The sequence below is a fragment of the Micromonospora sp. NPDC048935 genome, from assembly GCF_043197875.1.
GTDB lineage: Bacteria > Actinomycetota > Actinomycetes > Mycobacteriales > Micromonosporaceae > Micromonospora.
In genome coordinates this window covers 101776-119602 of the sequence record NZ_JBICTZ010000013.1, presented here as the reverse complement: position 1 = coordinate 119602, position 17827 = coordinate 101776, and the positions used below count along the sequence as shown (strand labels likewise).

At 72.8% G+C, this 17827-nt stretch carries 13 protein-coding genes; 2 read left to right on the top strand and 11 right to left on the bottom strand.

The window, feature by feature from the left end; translation table 11 throughout:
- Positions 1-59: 59 nt before the first annotated feature.
- Genes eccB through ACGFIW_RS28955 form a run of 3 tightly spaced genes read right to left on the bottom strand, consistent with a single transcriptional unit; the run spans position 60 to position 3757 of the window.
- Positions 60-1472 (bottom strand): type VII secretion protein EccB, encoded by a 1413-nt coding sequence (eccB, locus tag ACGFIW_RS28965; protein WP_393322264.1) that lies wholly within the window; start codon positions 1470-1472, stop codon positions 60-62.
- The gene (gene eccD, locus ACGFIW_RS28960; protein ID WP_393322261.1) at positions 1472-2860 is read right to left on the bottom strand and encodes a type VII secretion integral membrane protein EccD; all 1389 of its coding nucleotides are present in this window, start codon (positions 2858-2860) and stop codon (positions 1472-1474) included. Before eccD ends, eccB begins: the two co-directional genes overlap by 1 nt.
- A gap of 18 nt (positions 2861-2878) precedes the next feature.
- The gene (locus ACGFIW_RS28955; RefSeq protein ID WP_393322258.1) at positions 2879-3757 is read right to left on the bottom strand and encodes a WXG100 family type VII secretion target; all 879 of its coding nucleotides are present in this window, start codon (positions 3755-3757) and stop codon (positions 2879-2881) included.
- 202 nt (positions 3758-3959) lie between these two features.
- Between ACGFIW_RS28955 and eccCa the strand changes: the two genes are divergently transcribed.
- A complete protein-coding gene (gene eccCa, locus ACGFIW_RS28950) occupies positions 3960-7931 on the top strand; it encodes a type VII secretion protein EccCa (RefSeq protein ID WP_393322255.1) in 3972 nt (1323 codons plus the stop codon).
- Positions 7932-7946: 15 nt separating this feature from the next.
- Here eccCa and mycP read toward each other — a convergent pair whose 3' ends face one another.
- From mycP to ACGFIW_RS28910, 8 genes are all read right to left on the bottom strand, one after another.
- Complete coding sequence (gene mycP / locus ACGFIW_RS28945) at positions 7947-9146, bottom strand: type VII secretion-associated serine protease mycosin (RefSeq protein WP_393322252.1); 1200 nt, start codon at positions 9144-9146, stop codon at positions 7947-7949.
- 2 nt (positions 9147-9148) lie between these two features.
- Complete coding sequence (locus ACGFIW_RS28940) at positions 9149-10021, bottom strand: zf-HC2 domain-containing protein (protein ID WP_393322249.1); 873 nt, start codon at positions 10019-10021, stop codon at positions 9149-9151.
- A 130-nt stretch (positions 10022-10151) separates the two neighbouring features.
- On the bottom strand, positions 10152-11819 hold the full coding sequence (locus ACGFIW_RS28935) for a S8 family serine peptidase (RefSeq protein WP_393322246.1): 1668 nt from the start codon (positions 11817-11819) through the stop codon (positions 10152-10154).
- Positions 11816-13570 carry an RICIN domain-containing protein gene (locus tag ACGFIW_RS28930; protein ID WP_393322243.1) on the bottom strand — a complete coding sequence of 585 codons (1755 nt, stop codon included), beginning with the start codon at positions 13568-13570 and terminating at the stop codon, positions 11816-11818. The genes ACGFIW_RS28935 and ACGFIW_RS28930 overlap by 4 nt, the downstream gene beginning before the upstream one ends.
- Before the next feature lie 102 nt (positions 13571-13672).
- On the bottom strand, positions 13673-14230 hold the full coding sequence (locus ACGFIW_RS28925; protein WP_393322240.1) for a sigma-70 family RNA polymerase sigma factor: 558 nt from the start codon (positions 14228-14230) through the stop codon (positions 13673-13675).
- 188 nt (positions 14231-14418) lie between these two features.
- Positions 14419-15369, bottom strand: a complete 951-nt coding sequence (locus ACGFIW_RS28920) for a zf-HC2 domain-containing protein (RefSeq protein ID WP_393322237.1) — start codon at positions 15367-15369, stop codon at positions 14419-14421.
- A 38-nt stretch (positions 15370-15407) separates the two neighbouring features.
- Positions 15408-15749 (bottom strand): hypothetical protein, encoded by a 342-nt coding sequence (locus tag ACGFIW_RS28915; protein ID WP_393322235.1) that lies wholly within the window; start codon positions 15747-15749, stop codon positions 15408-15410.
- On the bottom strand, positions 15749-16033 hold the full coding sequence (locus tag ACGFIW_RS28910; RefSeq protein ID WP_393322232.1) for a hypothetical protein: 285 nt from the start codon (positions 16031-16033) through the stop codon (positions 15749-15751). The genes ACGFIW_RS28915 and ACGFIW_RS28910 overlap by 1 nt, the downstream gene beginning before the upstream one ends.
- A gap of 122 nt (positions 16034-16155) precedes the next feature.
- Between ACGFIW_RS28910 and ACGFIW_RS28905 the strand changes: the two genes are divergently transcribed.
- Positions 16156-17739 (top strand): hypothetical protein, encoded by a 1584-nt coding sequence (locus tag ACGFIW_RS28905; protein ID WP_393322229.1) that lies wholly within the window; start codon positions 16156-16158, stop codon positions 17737-17739.
- Positions 17740-17827: the final 88 nt, after the last annotated feature.

Genomic DNA, 17827 nt, shown 5'->3' with positions numbered 1-17827 from the left:
GGTCCGGCGACAACACCGCCCCAGCGCGCCCACCGGTCCCTTCGCGGGGAAAACCCCCGTCAACCACCCCAGGTCTCGCTCACCAGCGCCGCGGCCGGGTCCAGTGCCGGACCGGTCGGCAGCAGTTCCAGCAACTCGGAAGGGACGTCGACAGGAGTCGTGCCGGCGTAGCCGAGCGCCTCCGCGCCCCGGGGAGGAAGCGGGAACTTCACGCCGTACTCGGAGACGAGAAAGAGCGCCCCACCACCGCCCGGCGCGTACGGGTTGCGGGCGAGCACCCCCGTGCCGGCGGCGATCAGGATCCGGTCCACGATGCCGCCCGCCGCGACGGCGGTCCGTGGCACCGGCAGGGCGGACCGCGCCGCCGACGCCGAGATCCTGGTCAGGGTGACAGTCACCGCGTCCCGCGTCGGCCGGAAGCCCACGCAGGGCAGCACCGACGCACCGCTCACCGGTTTCGGCGGCTCGGGCGGATAGCCGTCCACGAACTCGGTGCTACCCGCGACCGTTGCGCCCGCCAGTTCGTCCGGCCGCGCGGGAATCGGCGCGACCCCACCTCCGGGGTACGCCGCCTGGATCCCCGGATCAGCCAGAACCAGGGCGGCGGCGGTGCGGCTCAGTCGCACGAATCCGTCCGAGCGGGACAGGAACAGCTCGGGTGCATCGCCAACCGGGTTGCGTACCTCGTACACCTGGCCGATCAGGCTGACCCGGCCGCCGATCGACGGTCCCGGCCTCCCGCGGTCGCCCACGGCGGGGAAGGCGAGGTCCCGTCCGGCCGGGACGGGGTTGAGCCACGCCGGGGTCACGAACACCGGTTCGACCGCCGCGTAGCCCAGCGCCACCGCGGCCTGGTCGGCCAGGTGGTGGCGGCGTCCCTGCCAGACCAGGTATCGCTGGCGGTCGGTCGTCTGGACCAGAAACCCCTCACGGTCGGTCAGCGCGACGGGCCTGGCGAGGTCACCCAACAGCAGCGTGGTGGCGGCCGCGCCGGAGGGTTCGGGCGGTTGGGCGCACACCGTCCAGGCACCCGAGTAGAGGCGGCCCGCCACCGGCACCGTGTCGGGTGCGCCAGGTATGCCGATCGGGGCTCCCACCGGTACGCCCCGCAGCGAGTTGCGGGAGACCTGGACGAGGCGTGCCGGGCTTCCGCTGCCCAGCACCAGGCGGGCGGTGGCGTAGTTCAGCACCGGTCGGAGCTGCCCCTCGATCAGCAGGTAACGCGCGCCGGTCTCCTTCACCGCGATGACGACACCCGCCTGCCGCCAGGAGGAGTCTCCGCCGGGTCGGAAGATGCCGTAGATGCCGAAGCCACCGGCGACGACGATGGCCAGCAGGATCCCGATGACGAGGCCGAGGAGCGGACGCTGGTTCGGCGGCTCGTGCGGGTCGGGACGGCCCTGCATCACCGCCGAGTTGAGGCGGCTGACCGTGTAGAAGTAGGCGTGGACCTGATCCTTGCGGGACTCCATCAGCTGGCCCAGGCCCGGACCATCTGGTAGATCCCGAGCACCGCGCCGAGCACCGGGATCAGGGCCACCGCGAGAAGGATCTCCAGCACGTCCACGGTGCGCGCCCAGTACGGCCGCAGCCGACGGCCGGGCAGCGTGGACGCCGCGGTCAGGAACGCGCCGGCGACCGCCACCACGGCGGGCACCAGGACGGCGGCCCGCGCCACGCCCTCCTGGTTCGCGGCGTACCGGAGCAGGGTGAAAAGGACAAGCGCGACGGCCGGGGTCATCGTCGCCCAGCGTGCCACCAGGCCGCTCAGGTGCCGGGCCCGCATGCTCAGCAGGGTCGCCGCCAACAACGCCAGGATCATCTCCCAGCGCCCGCCGCCCACCAGCAGCGCCGCGGCCATCAGGACCTGCGCGGCACCCACCCCGATCGAGAGCGCTGCCAGGTACGCGAGACCCGCGCTCCCCCGTTCGACGACGATCCGGTGCGGCTCGGGGTCGATGTCCTCGGAGAGTTGCTCGGGCTTGCCGGGCAGCAGCGGCAACGTCAGCCCACCGAGGCGGAACGCGGCCGGCGGCAGCAGCAACGCCGCCACCATCGAGAAGACCAGCCCACACGCGGCGGCCTCCGACGGGGTCACCGGACCCGCCGCGGTGAGCAGCGCCGGGACCGCGACGCTCACCGCGAGGGCGAGCGCACCGGCGAAGAGCAGGCCGGCGTCGGCCACCGCGGAGAGCCCGGCGGCGAGCGTCACCAGCGCGGCCAGTGCCGCCAGGCAGATCCGCACCGAGAGTGCCGAGTGCGGGGCGATGGCGACCGCCCCGAGCCAACCGGCTGTCGCGGAGTATCCCGCCGCCGCCATCGCCAGCAGCGTTCCCGTCCGCGGGTCCGGAACCGCCCGGCTGACCAGGCCGGCGGCGGCGAGGAGCACGACGGCCAGCGCCGCGGCGACCGTGGCACGCACCACCGCCGGCCCGCCGAGCCAGAGCACCACCAGGCCCACCGCCAGCAGCACCACGCCGTCGGTGAGCAGCATCGCGCGGGTCCGCGCCACCGTCCAGCGCCACGGGCTGGTACGCGCCTGCTCCCCCACGCCGTCGACCAGGTCGTCGAAGTCGATCGGCGGCAACTGCTCGGCCCGGGGCAGCAGGTGCAGCGCCTCACCGTCGAGCAGGTTCAGCTCGACGGCCGACTGCTCCTCGTCCAGCGGCGGCTCGCCGACCCGCTGCACCACCCACCCGTCATGCTCGGCGCCGTGATCGGCGGCCTCCGGGTTGAGTTGGAGCAGCACCGACGGCAGCAGATCGACAAGCGGCGCGTCCCCGGGCAGGGCCACGTCCACGGCACGCGAGCCGAGCACGAACCGGAGGCGGACGGGTGCCGAGAGGCGCTGCGTGCTCAACCGTTCCATCTCGGTGGGTCAGTGCTCGTACGGACGGTAGTAGCGGCCGTCGTAGTAGTAGGGCTCCAGGTCCGTCCACCAGATCTCGACGCCGCCCGGACCGGTCTGGTGCTTGCCGTCGATCTCGTAGTACCGGTACGTCTTGCCCTGGAAATCCTCGTCGTTGGAGGGGTTGTGGACGATTTTCTCCCCCGACGGCTCGTGATGCGGATCGAAGTTGTCACCGGTAGGGAGTGGCTTCTCCTCCGGTTTCTTCTCGTCCGGTTTCTTCTCGTCGGGCTTGTTCTCCTCCGGCTTCTCCTCGGTGCTGTCCTCGGCGAGCCGGGAGTCGGGATAACCGTCGGTGTCCTTGAGTAGCGGGCTCTCACGGAGGTCGAGGTTGGTGTCGTCCTTGGGCCCCACGCCCTTGATGTCGAGGAATTCGTCCATGCCCTCGATGTCGCCCGGCTTGAAGGGCTTGATCAGGTCCTTCCCCGGGTCGATCGTCGACTTGTCCACCTCGGAGCCGTAGTCGCCGGTCTTGTAGCTGGACTGCTCACGCACCTTGGTCGGCTCGAACTCGGCGTCGCCCATGCCGCCGACCACCTTCTTGGCGTCCTTGTTGAACGCGGACACCGCGTCGGCGTTGCCCTCGTCGATGCGCTCGTAGTCGTCGGCGATCTGGTACAGGCCGGTGTTGATCTCGTCGAATGCCCGTTGCAGATACTTCACGTGTTCCACGATTCCGTCGCGGCGGTCGACGAAGAGATCCTCCAGCCAGGTCGCCGCGTCGAACTTGCCGGCGTTCGGCTCCATCTTCGCCAGTTTGTTGAAGACCGACTGGTGGTCCTCCAGAAGGGCGCCGATCTTCTTGCCGATCTCCCGCAACTGATCCGGGGTGACGCGTGTCTCCGCCACAACCGCCCCCTCCTGCTATGGTTCCTGCTGTTCGTTTCTCCGGTGCCGGGTCAGCCTCCACAAGCGAGACCGCGGCCTCCGACATCACTCCCGGGTCGAGCGCCGAATCCCCAGGACGATAAGCCCGCTGCCGCGCGCCCGACGGGTGCTCGGCAGGCGACCGGGCCGATCGGAGGGAAACCCCTCACCGAAGGAGACGAACGTGGGCACGGTGCCGTACGTCCGCAGGGCTCGCCGCGCCGGCCCGGTCGCGCCGGCCGAGGAGATCGCGCTCCAGGAGCCACCGGTCATCCCCGAGCCGGCCGAGCGGGGCCTGAGCGCCGTGCTGATGCTGGCGCCGATGGCCATCGCCTCGCTCGCCATGGTGCTCATGTTCCTGCGCCCCAACGCGGGCGCACTGGCCTACGTGGGCGTCTGCCTGATGGTGCTCTCGGCGATCGCGATGTTGATCGTGCCGTTGATCCGCAACGCCGGGCAGCACAAGCACCGGCTCAACGGTGAGCGCCGCGACTACCTGCGCTACCTCGGCCAGGTGCGGCGCAAGGTGCGCGCCGCGCTGACCGAGGAGCGGCGCGCCGCCCGCTGGCTGCACCCGGACCCGGGCGCGCTGTGGTCGATGGCGCTCAGTCAGCGGCTGTGGGAGCGGCGGACGGCGCACAACGACTTCGGCGAGGTACGCGTGGGGCTCGGCACCCGACGCTCCACGGTGCGGTTGGCCGCACCGAACAGTAAGCCGCTGGAGGATCTGGAGCCGTTGGCCGCGCACGCCCTGCGTCGCTTCCTGCGGGCGTACTCCACCCTTCAGGACGCGCCGATCGCCATCTATCTGCGCGGCTTCGCGCGGATCGGGTTCGGCGGCGACGTGGCGGTGGCCCGGTCCACGGTGCGCGCGATCCTGGCCCAGCTCACCGTCGCCCACTCCCCGCAGGATCTGTTGGTGGTGATCGCCGCCGCCCCGGGCCCGGAATGGGACTGGGCCAAGTGGCTGCCGCACGTGCAGGACGACACCGTCCCCGACGTCACCGGCACCCGGCGGAGGTTCGCCACCGACGGCACCGAGATCGAGGAGGTCCTCGCCACGCTGAACGTGCAGGACCGCCCCGGCTACGAGCCGGACTCCCCGGTCACGGCCATCGAGCCGTTCGTGGTGCTCGTCCTCGACGGGCCACGCCTGCCGGCGGGCCACCGCCTCGGCATGGAGGGCTATCGCAACGTGCTCACCCTGGACGTGGGCGCGACGCTGGGCTGGGAGGCGCACCCGCACACCCTGCTGGTGCGGGCCACCGAGCAGCAGTTGGACATCGTGTCCTTCGACCACCTCGGCAAGTCCAGCAGCAGCCGACTGTGCCGCCCGGACCGGTTGGGCGTGGTGGCGGCAGCGGCGCTGGCCCGGTCGATGGCCCGCTACCGGGTCGGCGCGGGCACCGACACCGAGGAGCCGCTGGCCACCGACTACGACCTGGCCGTACTGCTGCAGCTCGGCGACCTGACCACTCTGGACCTCGCGGCGTACCGCGCCGGGCGGACGGCGGCGCAACGGCTGCGGGTGCCGATCGGCATGTCGGCCACCGGCACCCCGATCGAGCTGGACATCAAGGAGGCCGCCGAGGGCGGAATGGGCCCGCACGGGATGCTGATCGGCGCCACCGGTTCGGGCAAGAGCGAGCTGCTCCGCACGCTGGTGCTGGCGCTGGCCGCCCGGCACACCTCCGAGGAGCTGAACCTCGTCCTCGTCGACTTCAAGGGCGGGGCCGCGTTCCTCGGCTTCGAGCGGCTGCCGCACACCTCGGCCGTGATCACCAACCTGTCCGAGGAGTTGGAGCTTGTCGACCGCATGCAGGACGCGCTGACCGGTGAGCTGAACCGTCGCCAGGAGCACCTGCGGGCGAGTGGGTACCCGTCGCGGCGTGACTACGAGAAGGCGCGCACCGAGGGCGTCGTGCTGGAGCCGATGCCGGCGCTGTTCATCGTCGTCGACGAGTTCAGCGAGATGCTCAGCAGCAAACCCGAGTTCATCGACGTCTTCGCGATGATCGGCCGGCTGGGCCGCAGCCTCGGCGTGCATCTGCTCCTGGCCAGTCAGCGCCTCGACGAGGGGCGCATCCACCAGATCGAGACCCACCTGTCGTACCGGATCGGTCTGCGGACCTTCTCCTCGATGGAGAGCCGCAGCGTGCTGGGTGTGCCGGACGCGTACGAGTTGCCCAACGTGCCGGGCAACGGTTATCTGCGACCGGACACCCAGACTCTGATCCGGTTCAAGGGCGCCTACTGCTCCGGGCCGTGGCGACCGCCGCACCAGCGCCGCCTCCAGGCGGTCCAGGGTGGTGTCGTTCCGTTCGGCACCGCGCACCTGCGCCCCGAGGTGCCGGTGACGCCGGAGCCGGACCCGGCGCAGGACAACGACGAGAAGCCGCCGGTCCTGGCCGACGTGCTGCTGTCCGTGCTGCACGGGCACGGCCCGGCCGCGCACCAGGTGTGGCTGCCGCCGCTGACCGAGACCACGACGCTGGAGAAGCTGCTGCCTCCGCTGATCGACCATCCCACCCTGGGTCTGGCCCCGGTGGGTGGGTACGGCACCGGCCAGCTCGTCGCGCCGATCGGCCTCGTCGACCTGCCCGCGCAGCAACGGCGGGAGCTGCTGCTGGCCTCCCTGGCGGGCAGCAAGGGCAACGTCGGTGTGGTGGGCGGCCCGCAGAGCGGCAAGAGCACCCTGCTGCGGACGCTGATCAGCGCGTTGGCGCTGACCCACACCGCCGCCGAGGTGCAGTTCTACTGCCTGGACTTCGGCGGTGGCGCGCTGGGTGCACTGTCGCGGCTGCCGCACGTGGGCAGCGTCGCGGGCCGGCTCGACCGCGACCGGGTGACCCGTACCGTGCTGGACCTGACGAATCTGATGGCCCGCCGGGAACAGATCTTCGCCCAGCACGGCATCGACTCGATGACCAGCTACCGGCGGGCCCGGCAGGCCGGCGGATACCAGGACGAGGACCCGTACGGGGACGTGTTCCTGGTGATCGACGGGTGGTACACGGCACGGCAGGACTTCCAGGAGCTGGACGACCGCTTCGGTGAGATCGCCGCGCGGGGCCTGAGCTTCGGCGTCCACCTGCTCGTCTCCGCCGGTCGGTGGTCGGAGATCCGGCCCTGGCTGCGGGACGTGCTGGGCACCCGGTTCGAGCTGAAGCTCGGCGACCCGGTGGAGTCCGAGGTCAACAGCCGGGTGGCGGCGACCGTGCCGGCCATCCCGGGCCGGGGCATCACCCCGGATCGGCGGCACTTCCTGACGGCCCTGCCCCGCATCGACGGGATTCCGGAGACCGAGGACCTGGCCGAGGCGACGGCCGAGCTGGTCGAGGCCCTGGACGTGCCCACCGCACCGCGCGCACCGCGGGTGCGCCTGCTGCCGGAGGTGCTGCCGGTCGCGGATCTGCCGGTCGCGACCGCGCCCTCACGCGAGGCCGAGATCCGCGTTCCGCTCGGGCTCGACGACGTACGCCTGGCACCGCTGTGGCACGACTTCGACGCCAACCCGCACCTGCTGATCTTCGGGGACACCGAGACCGGGAAGACGAACCTGCTGCGGCACATCGCCCGCAGCGTCGCGGCGCACCACCCGCCCGCCGAGGCACGTGTGGTCTTCGGCGACTTCCGCCGCGAGCTGCACGACGCGATCCCACAGGCGAACCAGATCGGGTACTCGATGTCGGCGGAGCGTCTCACCGCGACCATCGCCGAGGCGGGTCAGGTGCTGACCGGCCGGCTGCCCGGCCCGGACGTCCCACCGAGCCGGTTGCCCCGACGAGACTGGTGGACCGGCGGACGGCTGTTCATCATCGTCGACGACTTCGAGCTGGTCGAGGGCGGCCGGGACTCGCCGCTGCAACCCCTGCTGCCGCTGTTGCCGCACGGTGCGGAGATCGGGCTGCACCTGATCATCGCGCGGAGCACGGTGGGCGCCTCCCGGGCGATGATGAGCCCGGTGCTGCGTCGGGCCTGGGAGTTGGGCTCTCCCGCGATCCTGTTCTCCTGCCCTCGGGAGGAGGGAGCCTTCCTCGGCAACATCCGGCCGCGGACGCTGCCCACCGCCCGGGGCCAGTACATCGACCGCCGACGCTCGGTCCGCCTGGTGCAGACCCCCGAGGTGCCGACGCCGGACCAGCCGGCGCAGTGACGTCGTAGCGGGACCTCAGGTCGTCGGTGGTCGGCGGACCTCGACGACGCGGCCGGGCCGCCAGCGGCGTCGGTGCCCGGCGGGCATCAGCACGTTGAGCAGGACGACGAGCCCGGTCAGCACGATGGCGAGCCCCGCGCCGAGCGTGACCAGGTAACGCCCGATCGGGTCGGGGGTCGGCAGGTCCGGGTGGTGAGCGGCCGGCATGGGCAGGCCGGGCCGGGCCGCGTCCTCCTCGGGCAGCACGGTCGCCACGGCGGCGGCCGGGTTGACCACGCCCCAGCCGTAGCCCGGGTGCGGCAACGCCACCGCCGGGTGGTCGGCCGTGACCAGCAGCCGGTGCCGCACCTCGGCCGCCGTCAGAGCCGGCCGGTACGCCCGGACCAGCGCGGCCACACCCACCACGAACGGTACGGCGTAGCTGGTGCCGCTGCCCTGCCAGTGGCCCGGCCCGCCGGGGCCGATGCTCACCACGTCCACACCGGGTGCGGTCAGCCCCAGGTGCCGGCCAGTCTGGGAGAACCCGGCGAGGGCGCCGGTGGCGTCGATCGCGCCGACGGCCAACACGGTGGGCAGCGCCGCCGGGTACGCCACCTGCTGGCCCTGCTGGGCGCCGTTGGCTGCGGCGGCGACGACCACCACGTCCCTGGCCTCGGCGTACGCGATGGCCTCGACCAGGCTGGGCTCCGGGGCCCGCGTGCTGGCGGAGATGTTGACGATGTCCGCGTCGGCGTCCACCGCCGTGCGGATGCCCTTGGCGAGCAGCGTCGCCGTTCCGTCGTCCGTGCTGGTGGCCACCCGGATCGGCAGGATGCGCGCCTCGGGTGCGACGCCCACGAAGCCGGTGCCCGCCGCCGGTGCGGCACCGATGATGCCGGCGATGAACGTGCCGTGCCCGAAGCAGTCGTCGTCGGCGCGCGGCCGGCCGGCGGCGGTGAGGTCGACGCCGGCGAGCACCCGGCCGCTGAGTTGCGGGCTGTTCGTGGCCACGCCCGTGTCCACGATCGCCACGGTGACGCCCTGACCGCGCGACAGCGGCCAGGCCCGCTCCACGCCCAGCCGTTCCTGCGCCCACGGCACACCGGTCTCGACGGTCTCCGGCGGACGCAGGCAACCGCCGGTGCGCGCCGGTGGGGTGGGCGCGGCCACGGCCACCGGCCAGCCGGTGACGACCGTGAGCGCCACGACCATCGCGCCGGCCAGGGCTCCCGCCACGGCTATCGCGGCGGCGCCGACCGCGACGCCCGGTCCACGACGGCGACGACCGCCAGGGACCCGTCGGCAGCGGTGACGCTGAACCGGTCGAGCCGGTCGAGGGGCACGGGGCAGCCGCGGGCAACCTCCTGCCGGAACTCCGTACCGGTCACCACCGCCAGCTCCCAGCTCTGCCCGTCGACGTCGGTGACGAACAGCCGGTAGGCCGCACCGACCCGCAGGCCGGCCAGGGTCGCCCGCAGGTTCACCGCGCCGGCCTGCTGCGAGACGACCACCGACAGGGTGGCGCCGCTGGGCGCGTCGGTGGCGTTGGTGACGAGCGTGAGGACGGTGTTCCCACCGTTCGGAACCGCCAGGTCCGGGCTGGTCGTGGGGGTGCGCATCGACTGGCCGACGAGCAGACCCGCGAAGATCAGCACCACCACGGCGAGGCCGGCACCCGCGAGCCTCATCCGGCGGCGGCGCTGCCGGGTGGTCGCCGTGGACGTCGTACGCCCCGGGCCGGTGCTCGCCCGGTTCGCGACAGGCCCACGGGTCGGCCCCGCCGCACGTGCCGTGTCCACCGGCGCGGACCGCACGGCGGGAGGCACCGGCGGTGGATCCGGTGCCGGGTCCCGCTCGTCGACCGGCTCCCGACCAGCCACCACCGGGATCGGCGGGACGCCGAACTCGGCCACCAACTCCCGGCGGTCGAGATCGGAGAGCAGGGCGAGCATCGCCACCGCCTCGCCCAACGCGTCGGCCTCGGCAGAGCACGGGGCACAGGTGGCAAGGTGGCTCTCGACCGCGTCGCGCTGCTCCTCGGCCAACCCGCCGGCCAGGTACACGCCGAGCGTGCTGCGGAGCTGCGGCTCGTCGCACACGTCGTCAGCCATGTCGCACCAAGTCCTCAATCCCTCGCCCGCGCGGCTGGTCGCCCGCGGTCCCCGATCTTCTAAGAACGGAACTGCCCAGGGGGGAGTTCACGACCGGGGACGTCTGTGCTGTCACGAAACCGACCGTCGCTCAGTGCGCGCCGGTGAGCGTCGGCTGACTCGGCTGTTCGTCGGGCGCGGTCCCCGTCGGCCAGTCCGCGTCCAATCCATCATCCTCGCCTCCGGTCTCCGTCTCGGCCCGCCGTACGCTGCGGCGCAGGCGAATCACGAGCAGCGCGCTGAGCACCAGCCCCGCCAGCACGGTCAGCAGGAACGCGACCCGGGTGCCGTCGCCCCCGGTGCTCTGACCGGAACGCCGACCGGTGGCCACCTGCGTCGCCTCCTCGGGCAGCTCCCGGGTCACCGCGGCCTCCGGATTGATCATGCCACCGCCGTACCGGGCGTCCGGCTGCGCGTCACCCATCCTGTCGGCCGTGGCCACAACCCGGTGGGCGACCTGCGCGGCCGACAGGTCGGGGTGGGCGGCACGCACCAGGGCGACCTCGCCGGCGACCAGAGCGACCGCGTACTGCGTGCCGCTGCCGACGAGCTGCTTCGTGCCGTTGATGCCGATACTGGAGACGTTGACGCCCGGGGCCACCACGTCGACCAGGTCCGTGGCGTACTCCTCCAGGAGCTTGCCGTCGACGCCGACACCGCCGACGCTGATCAGCTCCGCCGGCGGGGCGGTGGCGCCCGGGCCGGCCGGAGCGCCGGCCACCACGACGATGTTGCGGGTCAGCGCCGCCTCGATGGCCCGCAGCACGCCCTCGGCGGTGACATCCACGTACGAGCCGAGCGCGATCACCGTCGCCCCGGCGGAGACCGCCACCTCGATCGCCGTCGCCTGGGCGACCGCGTCCGCGGACGGCACATCGGTGACCACCCGCACCGGCATGACGACCGACTCCGGGGCCACACCCGCGAACGCGTCGCCGTCCGCCGGCTGTGCGGCCACCAGGCCCGCCATCGCCGTACCGGTGCCCAGGCAGTCGCTGTCCCCGCGGCCGTCTCCGGTCACGATGTTGGCCCCGACCGACACCCGGCCGGCGAGTTGGCCCGCTCGACCGTCCACACCGGAATCGACGATCGCGACGAGCTGCCCGACGCCCCGGGTGTGCGGCCAGGCCAGGTCTGCGGCCAGCCGCACGGTGGCCCAGTTCGACGGCGCGCTGGCGGCCGTCGCCGTGACGCACCTGCCCGGCGGTGCGGGTGGTGGCGGCGCGGTCGGTATCTGTGCCGGGCCCGGTGTCAGGCCGGGGACCGGCGGCGTCCCGCCGAGGGGGGAGGCCGGAGCGGACGGCCTGCCCGGAACGGCGGGAACGCCGGACGCCTGCGGCGTGGACGCCTGCGGCGGGACGCCCGGAGCACTCGCGGGTGGTGCGGCGGCGGGAGCGGTGTTCGGCAACACGCCGTGCTGGAGACCCGGGCCGACCGCGTCCCAGGGCACGACCAGATACCAGCCGGCGTGGAGGGCGTTCGGGTCGGTGAGCGCGCCGCCGTCCGGCTGCCGTCGTGCCGTGTTCAGGTTGAAGATCTCGGTGGAGCGCGACGAGTTGCCCAGCAGTCGGCCGGCGATGTCGCCGAGGTTCTCCGGCCTGCCCTGGTAGGCCGAGGTGACGGTGTAGTAGAGGACGTACTCGTCGACCGCGGCCCGCGCAGGCGCGGCGGGTGCCCCGGCGACGAGCACGACCGCCGCGATGATCGCCCCCACCCAGCCCCGCGCGCCGCGTGGATCGGTCCCCCGCCTCCGTGTCATCTGCTGAGCACCCAGCGCTGGTCCACGGCGTAGCTCTGCCGACCCCACTGGGTGATCGGGGTGCCGTTCTTGCCGCAGCAGTCGTCGCCGAGGATGTCGAGGGCCTTGCCGGAGTTGCGGTTGATGATGGTGACCCACGTGCCGCCGTCGATGAACGACCACTGCTGGCTGGGGTTGTCGAACGCCGGGTCGACCTGCACCAGCTCCGCGGTGTTCTTGATCGAGCCGCCGCGGATGCCGAGCGCCTTGTTGTTGAACGCGTTCGTGATCACGACGTACCTCGGATCGGCGGCCTTGGCGATGTGCCAGTACTGGTCCTTCTGGTGCAGGTTGTCGTTGAGCTGGATGGTCGTCCCGCCGGTGGTGACGGTGTCCTTCCCCGGCACCTCCATGACCCGGCCGCTCAGGACGTTGGTGAACTGGTAGGAGACAGCCGGGTCCCATTTCGCCGGCAGGGCGGTGGCCGGCGGCGGGGGCACGGGCGACGGAGTCGTGGCGGGCGTGGGTGGCGCGGCCGGCTTCGTCGGCGAGGGGGTGGGCACCGCCGAGGGCGACGACGACGGCGAGGACGACGGGGCCGAGGACGACGGCGGCGGGGCCGGGCGGCTCGCCGACGGTGACGGGAACGCGTTGGCGAGTCGGCTGTCCGAGTTGTACGCGTCGACGTAGAGGCCGACCGTGTCGACGAGCTGCGGAACGGCGGCACCGCGCGGCACCCCGCCCTTGGCCCGCACCGCGGTGACCCCCCACTGGTACGCCGCGAGCGCCAGCGAGTACGGGTCGGTCCCCTCCCCCGACTGGCGCAGGTTCATTCCGGAGAGCTGGTTGCGCAGGTCGCACATCGCGGTGGCCAGGGTGGGGATGGCCACCTGCGGATCCCAGACCGACGCGCTGTCGGACGGCTTGTACTCCTCCCACAGCGACGGCGTGAACTGGGCGATGCCCTGGCCGCCGCCGCTGCCCTTCAGGTTCGGGTTGAAGGCGGAGAGCGACCTGAGCTGCGCGGCGATCCGGGCCGCGGACACTGTCGACGGGCACACCTGACCGGCCTTGACCACCGCGTCGACGTACTCCTCGGGGATGCCCACCTTGTCCGCGGCGGGAGTGGCGGACGGCCGGGCCGGCTTCGTCGCGCCCGAGAACTGCGGCTGCTTGGCGTACCAGTTGGCGTACCCGGCCACCGTGTCGACGTACTCCTGGGCGGACGTCGGCACGCCCTTGGCCGTGACCACCGCGTCCAGACCGACCTTGTCGGCCGCGACGGCCGCCTTCCAGTGATCGCCGCCGACTCCGCCGGCCCGGACCTGGCCGATCGCCTCGCAGGTGCGGTGCGCCAGCGCGAGCACGTTGGCTCGGACGTCGGCGCGCTGGGCCTGCTGCCACGGCGCCCACGTCTGCCAGGCCCGGGAGTCCAGTCCGGCGATGCCCGCACCGGACTCGGACACGGCCGTCGCCTTGAACCCCGAGGCGGCCATCAGTTGCGCGGCGAGTCGCGGCCCGGTCAGCGCCGGGCAGGAGGTGGCGCCGACGACGATCGCCGGCAGCACGTCGGCGGGGACCGGCTCACCCTCGACTGTGGTCTCGGCCAACGCCGGCCCGACCTGGAGGCCGGCCGCCACGGCACAGACGACGGCCGCGGTGAAGGCGACCCCGGCCTCGATCCGCTGACGGGTCGTCCGCAGTGAGCCCCATGCGCGCCGGCCCGAGGTGTGCAGGGTGGCCAGGCGTCCGATCACCGATCTCAGTGTCACGGTTGCTTCCCTCTCCGACGGGTGTGCGCTGTGAACGAGCCGAGCGACAGGTTGGTTCACGGTTGGGCGGGCCAACTTCGGAACTTCTGCCGGCGGGGCCACTCAGAGGCTGAACCCGCGCCCGGCGAGGTCCTCGCGCAGCGCCCGCAGCGCGTAGAAGGTCCGTGACTTGACCGTCCCCTCGGGGATCGAGAGGTTGCGCGCGGCCTCGGCGACCGTGTGCTCCTGGAAGTAGATCTCGATCAGCGCGCTGCGCAGCCGCTCCGGCAATCTGGCCACGGCGTCGCGTACCTCGCGGCCGTTGAGCAGGCGGTCGATGTCGTCCACGGCGGCGTGCCGCTCCTCGATGCGCTCGTCAAGCTGCTCGGACGGCCTGCCCCGGGCCGCCCTCAGGTGATCGATGGCGATGCGTCGGGCCACGGTGAACAGCCAGCCGCGGCTCCACTGACCGTCGGTCGTCCGCGCCTCCGGATGGTGCCAGGCACGCACCAGCGTCTCCTGGACGATGTCCTCGGCAAGGCCACGATTACCCATCGTCAGGCGCAGCAGGTAGTTGAGCAGAATCGGCCCATGTGTCTCATAGGCGAGCCGCAGCGCGTCGTCGTAGGTCGGCTCTGGCGACGACGCACCCGAGAGCATGTTCCCCGCGGCCTGGTTCATGGCAGCGATAACGAGTGCATCGGTACCCGCGTTCAGTGTTCGTGGGGGTTTTCCCGAGGAATCTTGGCAGACCCTCGCGGGCCGGCTCGGCGTCGGAACCCCCTTGGGTACGCTGACCTGCCGAAACGTCGCGACGGACGGCGCGACCCGGTGCGGTCGCGATGGGACGGGTCGCGCGTCGGCTCGACTCACGTCGGATCCGGTGCCCCGTCCGGTCTCGGCGATCCCTTGACCACCTCGGCCGTCACCAGAACCCCGCCGTCGACCTGACGGACGCTGAGCTGACTCAGGTCGTCCACCGACACCGCGACGTCACCGGCGTAGCCGCCGCGGCCCGGTGTGCCGTTCAGCCGCCCGAGCAGCAGCTCCTCGCCCGCCGTGGTGAGTGCCCAGAGTTGGTACGACGCGTCCGGCGCCAGACCATCGGTCGAGACGCGCAGGTTGACCTGGCCGTCGTCGTCGTAGAGAACCGCGGAGAACTCCACGCCGCTGACACCGTCGTCGGTGGCCGCCACCGCCACGACCGGACCGGGCGAGTCAGTCGCTTTCCAGGGCTCGATGAGCAACGTCGTACTGAGCGCGACGGCGAGCAGACCGGTCACGCCCACCACGCCACCGATGCGTCGACGGCGTGACCTGGGGCGGCGGTGCGAGTGCGGGCCACGGGACAACGGGCCCGTCGCCGGTCGTGGGGGCAGGAAACCCTCGCCGGGTCCGGCGCGATAGCGGTCGGTCGCCGTCGCCGGACGGGCCTGGTTCACCGGGTGGACGTCGTCGGGGACGCCGAGACGGGGCACCGCGTGGGTCTCGCGCACGATCACGACCGGAGCCTCGGCGCGGGCGGGCCGCTCCCGCGCCGGCGCGGCGCCGGGTGCGCCGAAAAGATGATCACCAGGCGGGGTACGGTCCGGCCCGGCCGGAACCGCCCCGAAATCGGCGATCAGGCGTCGTACGTGTGCGGCGCCGAGCAGGCCCAGAGTGTCGACGGTGTGGTCGATCTCCTCCCGCTCGGCCCGGCAGCTCGCGCAGTGGTCCAGGTGAGTGGCGACGTCGCGTCTCTCCACCTCGGACAGCAGGCCGAGCACGAGCATGCCGACACTTGTCCGCATCGTCGCGTCGACGCAGGTGGACGTGACCACGGGAGATCACTCCCCGCGGGGGGCGGCGGCAGCGGACATCAGTCGCCACCCGCTGCCGATCGCCCGTGCCCGGCGCAGGAGCCGGACGTGCGCTCGGACCACCTGCTGCCGACAAGGTCCGGCAGGGTGAGCCGCACGGCGTCGCTGATGATGCCCAGCACGCCGGTCGGGCCGAGCAGACCGTCCGTCGCGATGGTCCACTCCTCCGCCGGATCGAGGTAGTCGTGGCCGTCGGCCCACCGCGCCCGCGTCGGCTCCAACTGCTCGCGCAGCGTGGCGAGCCGCCTGGCGACATCGGTGGCCAGCGCGTCGATGGCCGGCCCAGGGTCGGCCGGGTCGCCCGCGCCGTCGGGGACCGGTGCCCACTCGGCACCGCTCATCAGGACCCACCGGCGGCGAGCGCCAGGTCGGCCGGCCGGAGATCCGTCTCCGCCTGCAGGCCACCGGCGATGTCCTGGAGCGCGTCGTCGAGCATCCGCACGTAGATGTCGTACCCGGTCAGCAGCGCGTCGCGACGGGAGGCGGACATCCGCAGGCGTGCCGGGTCGAGGCTCGCCAGGTGGGCGCGTAGCCGGTCGAGTTGCGTACTGATGCCGGCCGCTGCGTCGCGGCACGTGTCAGCGATATTGCCCTGGCCCTGCGGATACGGTGTAATTCCCCTCATAACGCCTCCGATCTCGGGAGAACATCCTGAGAACGATGGGTGGCACGCCCCGGTTCACCATTCCTCCGACGATCCTTGGATCGCGGCGCCACCCGACGACCCCGGCGAAGGACGATGCCACGATGAGACGACGGCTCGCGGTGCTCGGCCTCTGCCTGCTCATGCTGGGCCTCGGCGCACAGGTGATCGCTCCGGCGGCCGACGCCGTACCCGCCTCGACGCCGCGCGCTCCGGGCGAGACCGGCAAGTACTACGTCGTCGGCCCTCCGGTCGACGGCCAACGGGAATATCTCTTCGCGATCGCGGCGAAGACACTCGGCAACGGCAACCGGTCCCGGGAGATCTTCGCGCTCAACGAGGGGCGGCTCCAACCCGACGGCCGTCGGCTGACCGATGCGACAAGCCTGCACCCCGGCTGGATTCTCGTCCTGCCCCGGGACGCGACGGGCCCTGGCGTCCAGACCGGCGCGCTTCCGGCACCGACGCCAGCACCGACAGCGGTGTCACCGTCGACGGCATCCGCCGGCCCGCCGGCACCGCCCGCCGTCACGCTGCCGCACCTGTCGACCCTGTGGTCCCCGACCGGTCTGCGGGTGGCGCTGATCGCGCTCGCCGTGCTCCTCCTGCTCTGGGCACAGGTGGCCCTCCGCGCACGGCGACGACCCGCCCGTGTCGGCGTCGCCACGTACGGCAGCCCGGTCCGGCCCGTCCCGACGACGACTCCGCCGCATCCCCGGCCCGCACCGGTGACCGCGCCACCAGCGGAGCAACCACCTCCCCCGGCGCCCACGACACCGGCCCGCGTGATGCCATTCCCGGCCGCGACCGAACCACCCACTGAGGTCGCGGCCGCGCCACCCAGACGGCCGCCCGCGCCGGTAGCGGCGGTCGCGACCGAACCACCCGCACGGCCGCTCGCGGCGGTCGCGGCCGAACCACCGGCACAGCCACCCGCCGAGGTCGCGGCCGAACCACCGGCACAGCCACCCGCCGAGGTCGCGGCCGAACCACCGGCACAGCCACCCGCCGAGGTCGCGGCCGAACCACCCGCACGGCCACCCGTGGCGGTCCCGTGGCCGCGAGCCGCGGATCGCACCCCGGCTCGGGCGGTGCCCGACGCCCGGACGTCCGGCCTTCTTCCACCGTCTCGTCCCAACCCGTTCGCCACCCTGGTCACGGATCTGACCTGCGGTCCGGACCGGGCGACCGTGCGGCTGGTCGGCGCGCGCCCGGCTCGTTGGGGATCCCCCTACGGGTGGCTGACCGACGGGCAGCGACCACCGCCGTCGAGTGCGCCTCTCGTGCTGGGCCACCGGGACGGGCATCGACTGTGGATCGACCTCGCGGTGGCGCCCGACGTGCTCACCATCGGCGGTGACCTGGCCGCCTGCCGCCGGCACGCGCTGGCCCTGGTGCACCAGTTCAGCGCCGACACGGACGTGGTGCTGGTCGGTGACGTGCTCGGCGACGCGGCACCAGTCGGTTGCCGCCGGGTCGACGCCGTCGCCGAGTTGGCAGCCGAGGAATCGTCGACCAGGGTGCGGGTGGTGGTGTGCGCGGGCCCCGATGCCGTCGCGCGGTCGGGTCCCCTGCGCGCGTTGTCGCACAGCCCCCACCGAACCGTACCGATTGTCGTCGGCGCGGGACCCGCGGCACGGTGGTCGTTGCGGTTGGATCCACCGGTCGCGGCCCAGGCCGGACGGTGAGCTGGCCCAGCGCCGGGCGTACGCCCACAATGGACGCCTCGCGGCCGGTGCCGGTCCGAGGCGGGACACAGAGCGAGGACGACGTTGC

Coding starts and splice junctions, on each gene's coding strand:
- ACGFIW_RS28925 (WP_393322240.1), bottom strand. CDS start 14,230: ATGAACCAGGCCGCGGGGAACATGCTCTCGGGTGCGTCGTCGCCAGAG.
- ACGFIW_RS28915 (WP_393322235.1), bottom strand. CDS start 15,749: ATGAGCGGTGCCGAGTGGGCACCGGTCCCCGACGGCGCGGGCGACCCG.
- ACGFIW_RS28940 (WP_393322249.1), bottom strand. CDS start 10,021: ATGGCTGACGACGTGTGCGACGAGCCGCAGCTCCGCAGCACGCTCGGC.
- ACGFIW_RS28910 (WP_393322232.1), bottom strand. CDS start 16,033: ATGAGGGGAATTACACCGTATCCGCAGGGCCAGGGCAATATCGCTGAC.
- eccB (WP_393322264.1), bottom strand. CDS start 1,472: ATGGAGTCCCGCAAGGATCAGGTCCACGCCTACTTCTACACGGTCAGC.
- ACGFIW_RS28905 (WP_393322229.1), top strand. CDS start 16,156: ATGAGACGACGGCTCGCGGTGCTCGGCCTCTGCCTGCTCATGCTGGGC.
- ACGFIW_RS28935 (WP_393322246.1), bottom strand. CDS start 11,819: ATGACACGGAGGCGGGGGACCGATCCACGCGGCGCGCGGGGCTGGGTG.